Source organism: Levilactobacillus lindianensis (assembly GCF_003946095.1).
GTDB classification, from domain to species: Bacteria; Bacillota; Bacilli; order Lactobacillales; family Lactobacillaceae; genus Levilactobacillus; species Levilactobacillus lindianensis.
This window is the reverse complement of record NZ_RHOD01000025.1, coordinates 12,083-30,663: the sequence shown is the minus strand read 5'-3', so window position 1 is coordinate 30,663 and position 18,581 is coordinate 12,083. Positions and strand designations below refer to the sequence as shown.

Here is an 18,581-nt window from a genome sequence, read left to right as displayed (position 1 = left end):
CGTCTAATTTCTCGTGATACAGTTGCCTTAGAGCATCCTACTTTCTTAGCAATAAGCCGAAGGGAATATTTTAAAGTTAAACCTGTCAGTATGATTTCTCGTTCTTTTAAGGTAAGATGATGATACAGGCTCATAGTCTGAGTCCTCCTTGTAATGGTGTTGTGGTGATTCCATTTTACAAGGGCTCAGGCTATGAGTCTTCTTTTATGTTCTAATTAGCGTTGCACTTCAATTGTAAATTCGTCGTCCAAATTTTGATAGGTTAAGGTCCTTGATCCGCTTAAATAATTTAGGTGTCAATGAATGATCGGAATGAGTGCTGAAAACCAATTTGATTGGTCCCAGGTAAGAAAAGACGTCGATTGCTTAATCGGATTCTCAGAAAATAAAAAAAGTTTTTTCACCACATTTTTCAAAGAATGTGGTATTTGCCACTTTCCTTAAAGTTGTCTGTCAAATGAAAGCTTACAGTTAGCGATCGATCAGAACCATGGTTGATCACGCAATAGAGTTAGGTACATTATAGGTGAAATGGTTACCCCATTAGGTGTTTACAGGACACTGGAAAATAGCGGGTGAAGTGCTAGGATAACCATGAGGACTAGAATCGAATAATTTATGTAATAATAAATTGGAATGCTTAATGATTACCAAGGAGTGGCTTTTGTAGATGCTCTGATAATCAAGTAAACTTACTGAACGAAAGGACGGCTGCCATGATGTTCAAACAAGATCAAACGCGAACGATTAAGCTAACGCAAGTGCCATGTAAATGGTTGTATGCTAGCGTCACGATGGTTGTCGGCCTCAGTGCAGGTTTTTTGGTGTCCACTCAAGCGGCTTATGCAGCGACGCCCAACGATGCGATGCCAGCTAGTCAGCAAGTGACGTCAGCAGAAGAGGAAACCGATCCTGACGAAGAGACGGTTGGTTCGAAGCTTGAGACACAATCGGACAAGAACGCCGGTGATGATTCAGCAGGTTCAAAGTTAGGGACGGGTGAGAAGGGTGGAACTGACAGGGCAACAACGCCAGCAAAACCAGTTACCACGCCAAAACAGACAGCTGTGGAGACCAAACCAGCCAAGGCCGTTGAAACGAAGTCCGATTTCAGTTATACCCAGGACGAAAATGGCACCTACATCGTGACCGGTTACACGGGTGAAGCCCAGCAACAGGCCGATGGTTCCGCCCCTCAAGATGGTTATGCCACGGCAATTACCATTCCCGATACCTATATGGGGAAGGCTGTCACCGGGATTGCGGCGAATGCCTTCAATAATGTTGCTGGAAATGACAATCATTTAGGAATTGTGAAGGCCCTGACGGCCGTTACTTTGGGGGCCAACATTCAGTGGGTGGGGGCGCACGCCTTTGCGCACAATAACCTGACGTCACTAACGTTACCGAACAGTACCTGGTCCCTTAAGGCCGGGGCCTTTGAGGATAATCAGTTGACGACGGTTGAACTGAATCGTGTTGAACAGATTGATGAGGATGCCTTTGCGGGTAATAAGTTAACGAAGGTTGTGATTCCAGAGACCACCACAGGGATTGGGAATCGCGCCTTTAATCAGAATGCCATCACGCAACTAACCTTAGGGGATAAATTACAGCGAATTGGGACCAGTGCCTTTGCCGATAATCAAATCGGGGGGAACCTGACCTTACCCACCACGCTGATTAACTTAGGTGACGCTGCCTTTCAAAAGAATCGGTTAACCGGAATTTCACTGGACGACAACCTCCAGACGATTGGGACGGATGCGTTCAACACCAACCTTATCGCGGGTAATGTGGTCTTACCGACCGCGTTAACGGAATTAGGGGCCGGGTCGTTCGCCAATAATCACTTGACGGGCGTGACCTTTAACTCAGCGATCACCAAGATTAACAATGGTGTCTTTGAGAATAATGAGTTTAGTGGGATCCTCAAATTACCAGATTCCGTCGAAAATATTGGGGATAGGGCCTTTGCTAACAACCAATTGACGGGTGTGGACCTCGGCCCCAACGTCACCACGATTGGGACATCGACCTTTACCAAAAATCAGTTAGCTGAGACGCTGGAAATGCCGGCTAACCTGACGTCGATTGGGGATGGCGCCTTTAGCTTTAACCAGCTCACAGGGATTGGTTGGAACGATCAAACGATTTCCTTAGGAAAAAGTGTCTTCGCCCACAACTACCTGAAGGGCACGCTGGTTATTCCGAAGACGATTGTTAACATTGGGGATCGGGATTTTTATGCCAATGCACTTACCGGATTAATTATTGATAACCCACTCGAAAGTTTGGGCAACGAAGCCTTTGCCTATAATAACTTGCAGGATATTCAAGTCACCAAAGATATTGGGACCTCAGGTGACGGTGCCTATGCGCACCAAAAGGCATTGACGGGGGTTACCGTGACGATTCAAGGATTGAAGGCCTCTGGCGTAAAGGCTGCGATTGCCAAGCGTCTGGGCTTGCCGGTTTCCAAATTGGCAGATCTGCAATTTAAATTGAACGGGGAAAAGTTAACCTATGACGAATACAGTGATACGTTAATCTTGCCTGTCGAAGTGGCCTATGAAGATCAAGTTGATTTGAGCTTGTCTTCTACCAGTACCGATACCGGGCGCTATGGAGTTGACGAATTGTTACTGGAACTCGCTCGGATTCCAGACCTGACGCCACCGGATCACGATCCTAGTACCGATCCTTCAACGGATCCCAGCAAGGATCCAACGACGGATCCAAGTACGGATCCAAGTACGGATCCGACAACTGATCCAACTACGCCAACGGATCCAGTAACACCGGTAACGCCAGTCGATCCGACTGATAATTTACCGCATGAGATCGTGGCGCCGATTCCAATGGCTGTTAAGATTCAGCCTTGGGCAGTTGGCCCTACTGAGATGGAAAACCATCATGCTCATTTCACGGGAGATTATTCTTGGGAATATGTTACGCCACTGACGACAAACTTTGTGGTTCCGAGGACTTCGGTTCCAGTCACGTACCAGGTGACTACGGGTCAGGCTCAGCATGGTACACGGGCGACTCAGCCAGGGATAACTACTCAGAAGACCCAATCACAAACAGCTAACACTACGTTACCGCAGACGAATGAACGGCGCAGTATCGTTGCTTGGTTGGGAGCTATGTTAGGATTCGTAGGCACTTGGGGCCTGCGTCGCAGACGTCAAGATTAAAATGTAAATAACTGGTAAACGGGCCTGGGGGTCGCTCCAGGTCCGTTTAGCTTGAATGAATCGAATTTCTTAATGGATGAAAGAGACGGTAAAAATAATGCCAAATGGAATTAAGCAGCACTACAAAATGTATAAGGCCAAGAAGCAGTGGCTGGTCATGGGGGTAACTGTTATGGCCCTGGGTGCCGGGCTGGCTGTGGGAACCACGGCCCAAGCTGCGACACCAACCAGTGCGGCTAACGAGAATCCTAGTGAAAAACCAGCGGCACCTGCGAGTGATGCGGCAGAAAGCCAGTCAGAGACGTCTAGCAGTGCCACTAGTGAAGCAGGGGTGAAAGCCGCACAGGTAAGTAGTGCTGCTCCAGGCGAATCACAAGCCGCACCAGCTTCAAGCACAGCAGGTCAGAAAAAAGAACCAGCAGTCCAACCAGAACCCTCAGCAGCTCAACCGGGCGGATCAACGGCTGCTCCAGCTGACACACCAGCCGATCCCTTACCAAATTCAGTGGTGACACCGCCAGTTCAGAAGTACCAAGTCAATGATCTGAAGAGCTTGAGTCGTTCGGAAATGTTGTATTCTGGTCTCGATGCAGCCCGTCAGGCGGCACGAATGGCAGCTTTGGCGGACGATGCGCCAGCAACGGAGACTGATAGTGATTTTATTATTTCCAATAACATCATTACTGGATACAAGGGAACGGCGACGGCTATCACTATTCCAGCTAAGGTGAATGATGTGGATATTTATGGAATTGGGGCTGGTGCCTTTAACTCTACAAATACTGGGGTTAAGTTGACTTCCATTACCTTTGAACCATCAGGAATGTGGGAAATTGGAGCCAATGCGTTTGCTGGAAATGACATAAAAACTGTTGATCTTCCTGAAAACTTAACTCAAATTGGTGACCATGCGTTTGCAAATAATGTTAATCTTCAAACAGTGAAATTTGGTACTAAGCTTACTACGATTGGAGATTCTGCTTTTGCTGGTGATAATCTGACTGCAGTTGATATACCAGATACAGTCACGTCAATTGGTGTTAGTGCATTTGCAAAGAATAGTAGTCTGAGCACGGTGATGCTAGGTACTAAGCTTTCTCAGCTCAGCACAATTGGTGAATCTGCTTTTGATGGCGACAATTTAGCAGAAGTTGATGTACCAAATACAGTCACAACAATCGGAAAGAGAGCCTTTGCTGGAAATAGTACTCTGACCAAGGTAACGCTTAGTTCTCAGCTTACAACAATTGGTGAATCTGCTTTTGATGGCGACAACCTAGCAGAAGTTGACATACCAGATACAGTCACAACGATTGGGAAGAAAGCTTTTTTCGATAATACTGCTCTGGGCGCGGTAGCATTTGGCACTCATCTCATTACGATTGGTGAATCTGCCTTTGATGGCGATGACTTAACAAGCGTTGATATACCGGACCAGGTTGATCCTATGGATGAGAAGTCTGAATTTACCATTGGGACGAGTGCGTTTGCCAATAATAATCACTTAAGTAATCTGACAATTGGGAAAAACACTTTCTCAATTGGTGACACAGCATTTTTCGGTGACGTACTAGATGGAACATTGAGGATCCCTGATACAGTCAAATCAATTGGTGATCGTGCATTTGCAAACAATAAATTGGACGATCTGATTTTTGAGACTTCCGATGGTAGGTCGATTTTAGATAATATTGGGGAGTCGGCATTCGCTGGTAACAAGTTAACAACTTTGACAATTCCTGATACAGTTCACGCACTTTCAATTGGTGACAGTGCGTTTGAAAATAACGGCTTGGAAGATTTGAAGCTGGGAACTACCACTGGGTCCAAATTAACGACTATTGGAAATTCAGCCTTTGATGGCGATCGGTTAGCTGGTGAATTAAGCATTCCTGATTCAGTGATAACGATTGGCTCTAGTGCCTTTAACGGAACACCTAAGACAAACCAACTGAGCACGCTAACGCTAGGTAAAAGCGTGAAAACGATCGGAGACGGGGCATTTGAAGGCAATGCCTTGACTGGCCCCCTCACGTTGCCTGATTCGGTCACTGATATTGGGACATCAGCCTTCGAGGGTAACGATCTCAAAGCCGTCAATTTTGGCAATCAAGTGGCTAATTTAGGGAACCATGCGTTTGTCGGAAATGACTTACAACTGATCAATGCAACAGGAAAAATAGCCTCGTTTTCTGGTACGCCCAAGAATCCGGATGATCCTAATGGACCTCAGGATCCTGGGGATGCCTTTGCGGCACAGAAGAGTCTCAAGAATGTGACGGTTAAGACGACGGGAAACACAGCACTTGCAGTTCGAGCGGCTATCATGGAAAAGTTGGGGTTGGAGAATCTGCCACTTGGGAACTTAACTTTTACCACGCAGAGTGGAGAAGTCCTCAAGTATGATGCAGGTCATGACACGTTACCGGTTGGTCAAAGTTCTGGCACGCTATCATTGGTCCTGACTTCAAGTGATACCGGTGATCAGAGTGAAGGAAATTATGGGACACAGGATCTTGAACTAATCTTGGTTCCGGAGAAGACGGATCCGACCACGCCGGTAACCCCGGTGGATCCAGATGATCCGAACAAACCTGTTGATCCCACGACGCCGACCAAACCGGTCAAGCCTAATAAGCCAGCGACGAAGCCTTCCAAGCCAGTACAACCGGTAAAGAAGCCCACGACGCCAACCAAATCGACATCTAAGGGTATGCCAGCTAGTCAGCATCATGCGGGCCTAACGGTTACTGGTCAACTGGCGGAAAACGGCAACAGTCGGTCACTGACGATCACACCAACTGAAGCGACGCGAAAGTCGATTCAGAGTGCTAATCATCAGTCGGCAACACTTCCCCAGACCGGCGAACGGCAATCGCCATGGCAGTGGTTGGGGCTACTGGGCCTTAGCTTATTGAGCTGGTTAGGTCTAGCCGATCGTCGACGCCAAGATTAATTTAATATCAGGTATGAGGCTCGTGACGGGTGACCGTCGCGGGCCTTTTCTATGCTCTCGGTGGGGATGAAAGACAGTTTCCACTTTCAAACCAGAGCGTCTACATCACGCGAAGACCGTCCGCGCCTTTCATAACACTGACACCGTGAAACTAGAGAGGCAGATTGATCGGGCCAAGTGCGCAACCGGTAGGAAGAATTGACAATTGTGGGGAATTTCGCTAAAGTCGACTTAATAATTGCGCCAGACCATTTCGTGTTCTAACGGGGAAAGTGGGGGTCTTATGATGTCAGAGATCGTGAAGCCAGAAGACCTGTTTGCCTTGCGCTCACTAGCTCAACCGGTGAGTGATGGTCAACGGGTCTACTACCTAGAGAGCCACCTAGACCAGCAACGGAATCGTAACCAGTCCAGCATTTTTAGTATCAGTCTGGCCACCGGGGATGATCGGCGGCGTTGGAGTCCAGAAGGCATGACTGTTTCCCAGCTGACGTTGAGCCCTGACCACCGCTACCTGGCCTTCACTGGTCAGGTTGGCGATCATACCCAACTCTTTCGGGTTGATTTGACTGGGGGAGCTCCCGTGCAATTGACCAAGGATGACCGCGACATTGACACCCCAGTCTGGGCCGCAGACGGGCACGTCCTCTACTTTCAAACGGTCGTGGGTGAGCCGGAACCAACCGAATTCCCACAGCCACAGGTTGTGACGCGCCTGTGGTATCAGGAAAATGGCGTGGGCATTCTGCCACAAGGCCTGACCTACCAGTGCTTGCGTTATGATTGTGAGACTGGCGATCAGTCGGTCGTTTTGGAACAGTCGAGTGACTTTCAAGTCATGGCGGCTAACGCCCAAGGCTTGGTCTATGGGCGCAAACGCTTGCCGAACGATGACCAGGACTTCAGTGAAGGCGTGTACTGGCATAGTTTCGATGGGGACAGTGACCGGTTATTGAATGCCGCCATCCCCCAGGGAACCTTTGACAGTGCACTCTTGAGTCCGGACGGCACACACGTGGCCATGTGGGGGTTGGACAATCACATCATGGATGTGGCCCAAGCCCACGCCTGGGTGGTCGATCTGGCCACTGGCGACCTGACAGATGTCACCGCGCCCCGCGACGTTGAGATTGGGGACAAACTGACCAATGACAGCCAGCACGGCCAGTCGGGTCAATCGGTGGCTTGGCTGGATTCGGCGACGCTCTTAATATTGGAAAATGTAGCCGGACGGGTGTCACTGATCCGGCAGACGGTAACCGGAGAACGCGTGACACCATTGCTTGACGGCGATCGGGGCATCACAGACTTTTCCGTCGTTGATGGCCACACAATTGTCTTTACCGAAACGACGATGACTAGTGTCAGCCGGTTGAAGGCCCTCGATCTGACAACGATGACGGAACGTGAGTTGGTTAACCCCAACGCACAGTACGAGGCGACCCACGCGCTCGTGGCCGGACAGCCCTTTACCTTTCAGACGGCAGATTTTCCGGTGTCTGGGTGGTATTTTCCACCGGTCACGCCGCGCGCCCAGCATCCCGCGATTCTCTATATTCACGGTGGTCCTGAGGTGAACTACGGCTATGGCTTCTATCATGAATTCCAATACCTGGTTGGCCAGGGATACGGCGTGATCGCCATTGACCCCCGGGGGAGCACCGGTTACGGACAGGCCTTCTCAGCGGCGGTGATTGGGCATTATGGCGAGGGCGACTTTGCCGATCTGATGGCCGGGACCGACGCCGCGTTGAAACTGGATCCGACTATCGATCCGCAGCAACTCTGTGTGACCGGTGGGTCGTATGGGGGCTTCATGACCAATTGGATTGAGACTCACACGACGCGCTTCGCGGCGGCCGTGACCCAACGGTCGATTTCAGATTGGGTGAGTTTCTATGGCACGAGTGACATTGGGTACTTTTTCACCAAATGGGAAATGAATCTGGACATGACAGACGAGGCGGCCCTCTGGGAATTGTCACCGTTAGCCCACGTTAAGAACGCGTCTACGCCAATCTTAATCTTACATGGTGAATCAGACCGACGTAGTCCAACAACGCAAGGGATGGCCTTCTACATGGGTTTAAAGGAGGCTGGGGTGGAGACTCAGTTGGTACTCTTCCCAGAGTCGACCCACGAGCTATCTCGCTCGGGGTTGCCTAATTTAAGAATTGAACGGTTAAAGCAAATAAATCGGTGGTTTAAGGACCACCTACCGCAGGAGGAATTTTAGATGAAGATTGGATTTATTGGTGTTGGCGGGATGGCCCGTGCCATTATTGGTGGGTTAATACAGGCTCGAACGTTCGCCCCTACAGACATCGTGGTACACAGCCATCGTCAGGAGAGCTACCAGCCCTACGCGCAGGAACATGGCCTCGTGGCCGTGCTTAGCAATCAAAAGGTGGTTCAGGCCAGTGATCTCGTGATCCTAGCGGTCACACCGAACGTGGCACCGGCCGTCTTAAAGGAAATTAAGGCCGATTTGACTGGCAAGGTCTTGATCTCAATTGTGGCGGGGCTTTCACTCGGCGATATTGCCGACCTCGTAGGGGAGACGGTGCCAGCATTACGGACACTGCCTAATGTGAACGTTGAAGTGGGCGCCGGGATGACAGCCGTTGCCGCCAACGCTGCGCTGACTGGCGACGATTTAACCGCAGCACTGCGGGTCTTCAACACAATTGGCGACACGACCGAACTGGCCGAGGACCAATTTGGCGTCTTCAGTGCCCTGGCTGGGAGTTCACCAGCCTACATTGACTTCTTCATTGACAGTTTGAGTCGGGCCGGCGTTAAGCATGGCTTGACCAAGGCGCAAGCCACCCAGATTGCCGCCCAGGCCACCTTGGGATCTGCCAAGATGGTGCTTAGCAGCAACAAGATTCCCTTTGAACTCATCGACCAGGTTTCCTCACCAGGTGGTAGCACCGTGGCGGGCCTGTTAGCCATGGAAGAGGCGGGGTTGATGACCGCCGTTGTTAAGGGAATCGACGCCACGATCAAACGTGATGCTGGGGGTCCAGCTTAGCCGAGACCGCGTGAGTTGCATTTTTGGTCTATACCGATTACAATAATGATGTTGAGATTGTCAGTATTGATTAGGAGGAGACTCATGAGTATTGTCTTAAAACACGCGAAGATTTACACCGGGGATAGCATCATTGCCGACGGTTACGTGCGGTTTGACCGCCAGATTGAAGCGGTGGGACCTGTGGCAGACTTTCGGCCCCAACCAGCCGATGAGGTTCATGTGGTGACTGGTCGCACGATTGTGCCAGGATTTATTGACGTTCATAGTCATGGAGGCTATGGATATGATAGTATGGATGGTGACCCCGACCAAATAGATCAAATGGTTAACCAAATGATCTATGAAGGGATTACCACCATCTTCCCGACAACGATGACACAGTCGAATGAAGCGATCGATCACGCCATGTCTGGGATTGCAGCGGCGGCCGAGCGCAACCCGGTGATTCAGGGGGTTCACTTGGAAGGCCCATTCATCGCGGCCATCTACAAGGGGGCCCAGCCGGAAGCCTACATCAAGGATCCCGACGTGGCACTCTTGGACCGGTGGAACACATTGTCAGGTGGTCGGGTCAAGCTCATCACCTACGCGCCAGAAGACGCCGGTGCCGCTAAATTTGAAACCTATTGTTTAGCTAATGGTATCGTGCCTTCCGTTGGCCACTCGAATGCCACCCGCGCCCAACTGTTGAACAGCCGGGCCACGCATGTGACCCATCTGTACAACGCCCAGCGTGGGCTCAAGCATCGTGAACCTGGTGTTACCGGGCATGCCATGTTAGAGGACAATCTCTACTGTGAATTAATTTGTGACGGGTTCCATATTGTGCCCGACATGATCAAGTTGGCTTACGAGCAGAAGGGGCCACACCGCTTAGAATTGGTCACGGATTCGATGCGCGCCAAGGGAATGCCTGAGGGTGTCAGTGAGCTCGGGGGTCAGAAGGTTATCGTTAAAGACCGACAAGCCCGGCTCGAGAGTGGTAATTTGGCTGGATCCGTGTTGCGTTATGATGAAGCTTTCCGTAACGTGATGTTGTTTACGGGTTGCGACGTCAATGAAGCCGTTCAGATGAGCTCGGTTAACCAGGCTGAGGAATTTCAGTTAACACAGAAGGGCAAGCTCGAACCCGGTCGTGACGCGGATCTTAACGTGATGACGCCAGGCTTCCAGTTGGAAACAACGTACAGTTTGGGCCGAGAATTTAGTCAAAAGAACAAATAACTTAAAGTTGGATTTTTAGAAGGGACGTTGGGTGCTGTGAGTTCACCGATTTATATTCAAATTCATAATGACATTAAGCGCGCGATTGAAGCTGGAAAGTGGGCGGTTGGCGACCGAATTCCGTCAGAACGGGAGTTGTCGCGTGAGTTTGATGTGAGTCGGATGACCTTACGCCAAGCCATTCAAACCCTGGTCGACGAGGGAATCCTCGAACGTCAGGTGGGATCTGGAACGTACGTGGCCAACCAGAAGGTTCAAGAAAAAATGTCTGGGGTCACGAGTTTTACAGACCTGATGTTGGCTCAAGGCAAGCAACCTTCCAGCAAGACCATTTCCTATCACGTCATGAGTCCCTCACTGAGTGAAGCCGAAAAGCTGAAGCTCAGCGAAGAGGACCTCGTGTTGCGGATGGAACGGATTCGTTACGGGGATGATGTGCCGATCTGTTTTGAAGTTGCGACCGTCCCTGAACGACTGGTCGATGGCCTCAGTAAGAAAGAGGTCACGAGTTCGCTGTACCGTGCCCTCGAAGATAAGAAGGGCCTGAACCCCGGCAAGGCACAACAGACGGTTTCGGCCATGTCTGCTTCCGAACGGATTTCAGAATACCTGAACATCAAGCGCGGCGACGCAATCTTGCGGCTGCGCCAGGTAACCTGCTTACAGGATGGCACGCCATTTGAATACGTGCGCACCCAGTATGTTGGGGAACGTTTCGAGTTTTATTTGGAAAAGTAAAAAGAGTGCAATTACGGGCGGTTAGTCGACGAGCATTAACGCGGATTACCGAATAATCCTGGTCTTGGATTGTTTGGTAATCAGGGTTAAGCGGAGTCGACTGCCTGTGATTGCACGTTTCAAAAGAGCAAATTTGAAAATAGAAAGTGGAGCTATGACATCAGTCACGGCTCCACTTTTTTCAAAGAAGGGTGAGAATGTGAAAAAAGAAAAACGATTTGAAACGACCGAATTCAAGGCCGATAGTGGCGTTTCTTTTACGGTTATTACGGACCAGAAGACGGGGGTGCAGTACCTATTGAGCACCAACTATGCCGGAACCGGACTAACACCACTACTTGGTCGTGACGGGCAACCCTTATTGAACCAGGGGATCTAGAAGGGGGTAATCTCGTGCTTATTCGGCGAGCGCGGCGTGACGATAATTTTCAGGAAGTCGCGAAACTTTACCTAACGGTTTGGCGCTCCGCATATGCGGGCATGCTGTCAGCCAAATTTTTGGACCAACTGTCGGTCGACACTTGGCATCCTGAACGTGGGTGGCAGCAGACTTGGTTGGCCTTTCAGGGAAGCCAGGTGGTGGGTGTCTGTGCTGCGGGTCCCGCCAGGAAGGCTGTTTGGTCGGGTTGGGGGGAGGTCTATTCGATTTACGTTCACCCTAGCATCCAACACCGAGGCGTTGGACAGCGACTTATGACGGCGGCCCTCACGGATTTGGACGCGAAGACTGATCGACTCTATCTCGAAGTTCTCACGGCTAATCGGGCAGCGCAGACGTTCTACCGCCGGTTTGGGTTCAAACAAAAAGACTCGGCCCGATTACGGGTAGAGTCTCAAGGTCACCTTTCAGTGGTTGAAATGGTACGGCTACGCCACAGTTAGTTTTGCTGTTTTGCCTGTTGTCGAACCAAATGGAGATAGCGCGGGATGATGGCAATTCGCTTGAGACGTTTGGGTTCCTTAAAGGTTCGGTAGGCCCATTCCAAATGGTGTTCCTGCCAGAACTTGGGTGCCCGGTCGACGGCACCAGCGAGGACGTCGAAGCTACCGCCAACCCCCATCCACAGTCCCTTGGTCGTGTGGCGATGTTGGGCGACAAAATTCTCCTGTTTGGGAAAGCCCAAGGCCGCGAAGACCATGTCGGGCTGGGTCGCTTGGATGTCGGCAACAATGGTGGCATCGTCGTCAAAATAGCCATCGTGAATACCGGCGATGACGAGTCCCGGGAAGTCCCGTGGCAAGGTCTGCTTCAACGTCGCAACAACTTCGGGCTTGGCGCCCACGAAGTAGGCGGAGCGGTGTTCTCGGCCGGCCCACTCGAGAAGAGCGTGCATGGTGTCGAAGCCGGTAATGCGTTCCGGTAGCGGTTGATTTAGGAGTTTAGCACCGTCTAAGATACCCACCCCATCGGGGGTAATGTAGTCCGCGTTGCGAATCAGCCGCTGATATTCCGGGTGTTCGTGTGCGTACATCACAATTTCAGGATTGGCGGTGACGACGAAGGTATTTTGCTTAGCCACGATACGAGCCTGTAGCGTGGTCAGTAGGTGGTCGGCCGTGGTCTTGACGAAGGGAACGCCAAGGACGGTAACCGTAGAGAATGAAGGTTGCATAGGGACTCCTTTCAGGATTGTCATCCGGACTAATTAAGCGCCGATGACCATGTTAAAAAGTATGACGCTCCATGGGTTTCATGCTAAAATAAGTCTATTAGAATTGAAAATCAGTCAGTCAGCTCAAAACCAGCTAAGGGAGAAACTCATTATGACGAACTTGTATCCCGACGACAGTTATACACTGCACACGGATGCCTATCAGATCAATATGATTCAGACGTATTATCAACAGGGAATTGCCGACAAACACGCGGTTTTTGAAGTCTTTTTCCGCGACATGCCATTCCACAATGGGTATGCGGTGTTTGCTGGTTTGGAGCACATCGTTCATTATATCCAAAATTTACATTTTTCCCAAACCGATATTGATTATTTACGAGAAGCTGAAGAATATCCGGAAGAATTTTTGGATTATTTGGCGAACTTCAAGTTCCGTGGGTCGATTCGTTCGGCCGTGGAAGGCGAATTAATTTACGCACACGAACCTATCTTACAGGTCGAAGGGCCTCTAGCGGATTGCCAGTTGGTTGAGACGGCCATCTTGAACATCGTCAACTACCAAACATTGATTGCCACGAAGGCGGCGCGGATTCGTTCCGTCGCTGGGGATGACGCGCTGATGGAATTTGGGACTCGCCGGGCCCAGGAATTTGATGCGGCAATCTGGGGGACGCGGGCAGCATACATCGGTGGGTTTGACGCCACGTCTAACGTTCGGGCCGGTAAACTCTTTGGAATTCCGATCAGTGGGACTCATGCGCATGCCTTGGTTCAAGCTTATGGCAATGACTACGATGCCTTCATGGCCTATGCCCAAACGCATAGTGACTGTGTCTTTTTAGTCGACACTTACGACACGTTACGTAGTGGGGTGCCGAATGCCATCGCGGTTGCCAAGGAAATGGGCGATCGGATTAACTTCCAAGGGGTGCGGATTGATTCCGGAGATATGGCCTACCTATCCAAACGAGTTCGTCAAAAGCTTGATGAAGCTGGGTTCCCCAATGCCAAAATTTATGCCTCTAACGACCTGGATGAAAAGACCATTCAAAGTTTGAAGATGCAAGATGCCAAGATTGACGTCTGGGGCATTGGAACCAAGCTGATCACCGCTTTTGACCAACCAGCCTTAGGGGCCGTCTACAAGATGGTCTCAATCGCCGATAACCACGGTGAGATGACTGGAACCATTAAGTTGTCGAACAATGCCGAGAAGGTGACGACGCCAGGTAAGAAGCAAGTTTGGCGGATTACCAAGAAGGCGGATGGTAAGACTGAAGGGGATTATGTGACTTTGGCCGATGAAGATCCCCGGCGTGAAGAGAGTATTTTCATGTTCCATCCAAGTTTCACGTACATCAATAAAACTGTGAATGATTTCAATGCACGGCCAATCCTGCAATCAATTTTTGAGGACGGCGAGTTGGTTTACAAGTTACCAACGTTGTCGGCCATTCGGGATCGTTGTCGCGGCGCTTTGGCCAACCTCTGGCCAGAGTATAAACGTGACTTGAACCCACAGAAGTATCCAGTGGATCTGTCACAAGATTGTTGGGACCACAAGATGGCCCTCATTCAAGAGATTCATCAGTACGTTCAAAAGATGCCAGAATAGATTAAGCGTTTAGACTTTTAGGGGGATGGAAATATGCGAGCAATGCAGAAGACCATTATTGAAGCGTTGAAGGTGCAACCAACGATTGATCCGGAAACGGAGATTCGGCGAAGCGTGGATTTCCTCAAGGATTATCTTAAGCGCTATGACTTCATGAAGACGTTGGTACTCGGGATCTCTGGGGGACAGGATTCAACACTGACTGGCTTGTTATGTGAACAAGCCGTCACAGAACTTCGACAGGAGACCGGCGATGAAGCTTACCGTTTCATTGCCGTGCGGTTGCCTTACGGCGAACAGGCTGACGAAGATGATGCCATGATGGCCATTGACTTCATGGGGGCTGACGAAGTTCAGCGCGTGAACATTCAGCCGGCTACCGATGCCATCGTTGCAGCGGTCGAGGCCAATGGTGGCCCCATCAGTGACTTTAACAAGGGAAACATCAAGGCGCGGCAACGCATGATTGCGCAGTATGCCATCGCTGGGGCCCGTTCTGGAGCCGTCGTGGGGACTGACCATGCGGCCGAAGCCGTGACTGGGTTCTACACCAAGTATGGTGACGGAGCGACCGATATTTGCCCTATCTGGCGGCTGGATAAGCGCCAGGGAGCGGCGATGTTAGCCTTCCTCGGGACGCCAGAACACCTCTACAAGAAGGTGCCAACTGCCGATCTGGAAGATAACCGCCCAGCCTTGCCCGATGAGGCTGCGCTGGGCGTTCGCTATCAGGATATCGACGACTACCTAGAAGGCAAGCCGGTGAGCGAAACCGCCGCCGAAAGAATTGAACAATGGTATCAAAAGACCGCACACAAGCGGCATTTACCAGTCAACGTTTACGATACGTTCTGGCAGAAGTAGGTCACAGACAAAGGATGGATAGCCATGCAAAAGAATAATATGAACAGTTATATTCGCGTTTTAAGTCAAGTCCTGCAGGAAACGGAAGATGGTGGCGAAGCCATGAACGGTGACTTTGAAACCGTTCGTCACGCCCTGGATAATCAGACCGTGGGTGAGCTCTCACGGGTTGACTTACAGAAGATTGTCGACAATTTTCAACGGGGAACCGATGCCTATGAAGCCAAGCTTAACCAACTCCAACAGGCCAGTGTGCCAGTTCGGATTCTGGGCAAGCACAAGTCATTAGTCGCAGCCTACCGGACTTATACGGATGCTTGCCAAGCGATGACGGATAGCTTGGACGTCGAACACCAGTCTGTTGATCAGGCCGCCTTCGATGCCGCAGAAGCGACTCAGGAGAACGCAATGGAAAAGGTCACGGCAGCGACACAACGCATTATGACGAGTCCAATGTAAGGTTAAAAGTTAAACGCCAACGGGGAAGGGACGTCTGTTCCGACCCCGTTTTGTGATCGCCAATAAATTCGGGTTACCAGAACGTAGAATCGGGCGACCCACCTCGGCTAAGATGGTATAATACGGGTATGTGAAGTGGGTCGTTGCAAGGCGACCACAAGTGGCGATTAAGAAGTGATGGAGGGTTTGCATGGCAACTGAGAGAGAAGAAAAATTGGTTGATTTAGCCCCGTCGGTTCACCGACAACTGGGGCAGTACCGCGTTGACCAGATTCGCGCTGTGCTCACACTGATGGATGAGGGGAATACGGTTCCCTTTATCGCACGGTATCGAAAGGAACGCACGGGTTCATTAGATGAAGTGGCGATTCGAGATATCGAAGATGAGGCCACACGGTTGGCTAAACTTGACAAGCGACGGGCCGACGTCCTGGGGATTATTGCCGAGCAACAGGCGTTGACGCCCAAGCTCAAACAAGCGTTGACTCAAGCGACGACGCTCCAGCAGGTGGAGGATCTCTATCTGCCTTACAAGAAAAAGCGGCAAACGAAGGCAACGGTAGCCATTCAACACGGGCTGAAACCGTTGGCCCAATGGGTGTTAACCTTCCCTATAGGTAATCTCGATGAACGTGCTCAGATTTATGTGAAACCCGATCAGGAGTTGCCCGATGTGGCCGCCGTTTGGGCTGGCGTTCACGAGATTCTAGCGGAGGCTTTCAGCGAGCAGGCAGCCTTTCGAGAATGGATTCGAAAGTTCACTTGGCAACATGGTGAGCTCACCAGTAAGCGTCGGCGAGGAGCCGATGACCGGGATGAACAACAGGTCTATGCGACCTATTATGATTTTCATCAGCGGCTGAATCAGGTGCCACCGTATCGGGTGCTAGCTATCAATCGGGGTGACCGGGAGAAGGTCTTGTCGGTCGGTATCAGTGTTGATCCCGCCTCGATTTTGCAATACGGACATTTCCGTTTAGTCGGCCAGCATCAAGGGCCGGCAGTTGCCCGAGTTAACGCGGCCTTCGAGGATGCCTACAAACGGTTCCTGGGCCCCGCAATTGAACGTGAGTTGCGGCGAAAATTGACAGAAACCGCTGACACCCATGCCATTCAGGTATTCGGTAACAACCTCTATCACCTGCTGATGCAGGCGCCCTTAAAGGGTAAGGTGGTGCTGGGATTTGATCCAGCCTACCGAACTGGTTGTAAGCTAGCCATTATGGATGCCAACGGCCGCTTCTTAACCAAGCAGGTGATTTATCCCCATAAGCCCGCTAGCCAACAAAAGCGAGCGGCTGCGGGGCCAGCCTTCAAGAAACTCTTGACGACCAATCACGTCGAAATGATTGCGATTGGTAATGGTACGGCCAGTCGGGAGTCCGAAGAATTTGTGAGTGAGATTTTAAAAACCATGGACCAGCCGATCTATTATGTGTTGGTTAACGAAGCGGGGGCCTCAGTTTACTCGGCTAGTGCGGCGGCTCGAGCAGAATTCCCTGACCTGCACGTTGAGGAACGCTCCGCGATTAGTATCGGTCGACGCCTGCAAGATCCGCTAGCTGAACTGATTAAGATTGACCCTAAGGCGGTGGGCGTGGGCCAGTACCAGCACGATGTGCCCGAGAAGGCACTAGATAGCCAGCTAGACCGCGTGGTTGAGACGGCGGTCAACCAGGTTGGGGTCAACGTGAACACGGCTAGTGCGGAGCTTCTGACCCATATTTCCGGGCTGACCGCCACGACGGCTAAGAACATCGTGGGTTATCGTAACGATCACGGGGCTTTTGCGAGTCGCCAGGAGCTGAAACAGGTGCCACGACTGGGACCTAAGGCCTATCAACAAGCTGTGGGTTTTCTGCGGATTATCGCTGGCACACAGCCATTGGATAACACCGACATTCACCCCGAGAGTTATCCGGCGGCGGAACAATTGTTACAAGGGCTGACGACACCAGTTACGGCGATCGGGACCCCCAAGCTTCAACAGCAGTTGGCTCAGATTAACACCCAGCAGTGGGCTAAACGCCTAGATGTCGGGACCACGACGCTCACTGATATTATCGCTGGGCTCAGCAAACCGGGTCGAGACTTGCGAGACACCATGCCTGCACCGTTGTTGCGGCAAGATGTACTAACGATGGCCGATTTGAAACCGGGGATGGAACTCCAAGGTACAGTGCGCAACGTCGTTGATTTCGGGGCCTTTGTGGATATTGGCGTCAAGCAAGATGGCCTAGTTCATATCTCGCAGCTGGCGGATCACTTTGTCAGTGATCCCAGTACGGTTGTCACGATTGGCGATGTAGTGACCGTGTGGGTGTTGACCGTGGACGAACAACGGCAGCGGATTCAACTCACGATGCGTGGCGATCAGCATGACTGACCAGGAACTACAACGATTGGTTGAACAGATTTCCCTGGCGTCATTTGGAAAACCCTTTACGCATCGCGCGTGGTTCAACTATCGGTTGCGCACCACCGGTGGTCGTTATCAGCTGACCGATCACAGTATCGAAATTAATCCGCGCATGCTCAGCGAACACGGACAGACAACGTTGGTGGGGATCATCAAGCACGAGCTGTGCCACTATCACCTGCATCTAGCCGGACAGAGTGGCCAGCATCGTACGGCGGCCTTCAAGGCCCTTTTACAACAGGTGGGCGGCTTGCGCTATGCGCCGTCAGCCCAAGCGACCGTGCCCAAACCGCGACGCTGGCAACTCTATGAGTGCACGCGGTGTCATTATCAGTATTATCGGGCCCGGCGGCTCAACGTCAACAAACTTGTTTGCGGTCGCTGTCGGGGACGTTTAAAGTGGCAGCGGACCGTGATGGCGGTCACCCGACCACAGGCAAATTAGGAGGTTAG

General features: G+C 51.1%; 15 protein-coding genes. 13 read left to right on the top strand and 2 right to left on the bottom strand.

Translation table 11 applies throughout. The features are described 5' to 3' along the window. On the bottom strand, positions 1–134 hold a 134-nt coding region (locus EKM70_RS09335), incomplete at its 3' end, for a helix-turn-helix domain-containing protein (RefSeq protein ID WP_164506290.1). 585 nt (positions 135–719) lie between these two features. Between EKM70_RS09335 and EKM70_RS09330 the strand changes: the two genes are divergently transcribed. The 8 genes from EKM70_RS09330 (at position 720) to EKM70_RS09295 (ending at position 12,037) form a co-directional block, all read left to right on the top strand. Then, the gene (locus EKM70_RS09330) at positions 720–3,200 is read left to right on the top strand and encodes a leucine-rich repeat domain-containing protein (RefSeq protein WP_225416418.1); all 2,481 of its coding nucleotides are present in this window, start codon (positions 720–722) and stop codon (positions 3,198–3,200) included. 97 nt (positions 3,201–3,297) lie between these two features. Further along, the gene (locus tag EKM70_RS09325) at positions 3,298–6,156 is read left to right on the top strand and encodes a leucine-rich repeat protein (protein WP_164506369.1); all 2,859 of its coding nucleotides are present in this window, start codon (positions 3,298–3,300) and stop codon (positions 6,154–6,156) included. A gap of 286 nt (positions 6,157–6,442) precedes the next feature. Further along, a complete protein-coding gene (locus EKM70_RS09320) occupies positions 6,443–8,392 on the top strand; it encodes a S9 family peptidase (RefSeq protein ID WP_164506368.1) in 1,950 nt (649 codons plus the stop codon). Next, entirely contained in the window at positions 8,393–9,190 is a 798-nt protein-coding gene (gene proC, locus EKM70_RS09315) for a pyrroline-5-carboxylate reductase (protein ID WP_125547282.1), read from the top strand. It abuts the gene before it with no gap. An 84-nt stretch (positions 9,191–9,274) separates the two neighbouring features. Continuing rightward, positions 9,275–10,417 (top strand): N-acetylglucosamine-6-phosphate deacetylase, encoded by a 1,143-nt coding sequence (gene nagA, locus EKM70_RS09310; RefSeq protein WP_125547280.1) that lies wholly within the window; start codon positions 9,275–9,277, stop codon positions 10,415–10,417. Between the two features lie 36 nt (positions 10,418–10,453). Next, a complete protein-coding gene (locus tag EKM70_RS09305) occupies positions 10,454–11,155 on the top strand; it encodes a GntR family transcriptional regulator (RefSeq protein ID WP_057877500.1) in 702 nt (233 codons plus the stop codon). Between the two features lie 199 nt (positions 11,156–11,354). After that, positions 11,355–11,534, top strand: coding sequence for a DUF6440 family protein (locus tag EKM70_RS09300; RefSeq protein ID WP_125547277.1), 180 nt, complete (start codon positions 11,355–11,357; stop codon positions 11,532–11,534). A 14-nt stretch (positions 11,535–11,548) separates the two neighbouring features. After that, positions 11,549–12,037 (top strand): GNAT family N-acetyltransferase, encoded by a 489-nt coding sequence (locus EKM70_RS09295; protein WP_164506367.1) that lies wholly within the window; start codon positions 11,549–11,551, stop codon positions 12,035–12,037. Here the strand turns inward: EKM70_RS09295 and EKM70_RS09290 are convergent. Next, on the bottom strand, positions 12,034–12,768 hold the full coding sequence (locus EKM70_RS09290; RefSeq protein ID WP_125547290.1) for a WecB/TagA/CpsF family glycosyltransferase: 735 nt from the start codon (positions 12,766–12,768) through the stop codon (positions 12,034–12,036). The genes EKM70_RS09295 and EKM70_RS09290 overlap by 4 nt on opposite strands. A 151-nt stretch (positions 12,769–12,919) precedes the next feature. On the opposite strand from EKM70_RS09290, the gene EKM70_RS09285 reads away from it, so the two are divergent. The 5 genes from EKM70_RS09285 to EKM70_RS09265 all read left to right on the top strand — a co-directional run bounded on the left by EKM70_RS09285 (position 12,920) and on the right by EKM70_RS09265 (position 18,573). Beyond that, the gene (locus EKM70_RS09285; protein WP_125547273.1) at positions 12,920–14,386 is read left to right on the top strand and encodes a nicotinate phosphoribosyltransferase; all 1,467 of its coding nucleotides are present in this window, start codon (positions 12,920–12,922) and stop codon (positions 14,384–14,386) included. Between the two features lie 33 nt (positions 14,387–14,419). Beyond that, entirely contained in the window at positions 14,420–15,250 is an 831-nt protein-coding gene (gene nadE, locus EKM70_RS09280) for an ammonia-dependent NAD(+) synthetase (RefSeq protein ID WP_125547271.1), read from the top strand. A gap of 24 nt (positions 15,251–15,274) precedes the next feature. Then, a complete protein-coding gene (locus EKM70_RS09275; RefSeq protein ID WP_125547269.1) occupies positions 15,275–15,709 on the top strand; it encodes a hypothetical protein in 435 nt (144 codons plus the stop codon). A gap of 190 nt (positions 15,710–15,899) precedes the next feature. After that, a complete protein-coding gene (locus EKM70_RS09270; protein ID WP_125547267.1) occupies positions 15,900–18,095 on the top strand; it encodes a Tex family protein in 2,196 nt (731 codons plus the stop codon). Next, entirely contained in the window at positions 18,088–18,573 is a 486-nt protein-coding gene (locus EKM70_RS09265) for a SprT family protein (RefSeq protein ID WP_125547265.1), read from the top strand. Before EKM70_RS09270 ends, EKM70_RS09265 begins: the two co-directional genes overlap by 8 nt. The last annotated feature ends 8 nt before the right edge of the window (positions 18,574–18,581 follow it).